This window comes from Clostridium cuniculi (assembly GCF_004353185.1).
GTDB classification, from domain to species: domain Bacteria; phylum Bacillota; class Clostridia; order Clostridiales; family Clostridiaceae; genus Clostridium; species Clostridium cuniculi.
Genome location: NZ_SMUS01000150.1, coordinates 1 through 240 on the forward strand (window position 1 = coordinate 1; position 240 = coordinate 240).

A 240-nucleotide genomic window follows, 5' to 3' on the forward strand; every position below is an offset into this window, starting at 1 on the left:
GATGCCAAGGCATTCACCATGCGCCCTTTGTAGCTTGACCTATTTAGTCAAAATTTTTCAAAGTTTTGCATTTAATATCACAAAGAATATTTCTTGGCTTACTTCTCAATATGTTTTGAAGTTATATTATATAATTCATATGCAATTTTCAAAGAACAAATTGGTGGGTCTAAATGGACTCGAACCATCGACCTCACGCTTATCAGGCGTGCGCTCTAACCAGCTGAGCTATAGACCCAT

Annotated in this window: 1 tRNA gene; it reads right to left on the bottom strand. The window is 37.1% G+C overall.

Annotated features, from left to right (window positions below):
• Window positions 1-161: 161 nt before the first annotated feature.
• Window positions 162-238, bottom strand: a tRNA-Ile gene (locus EJJ37_RS20005).
• Window positions 239-240 lie beyond the last annotated feature (2 nt).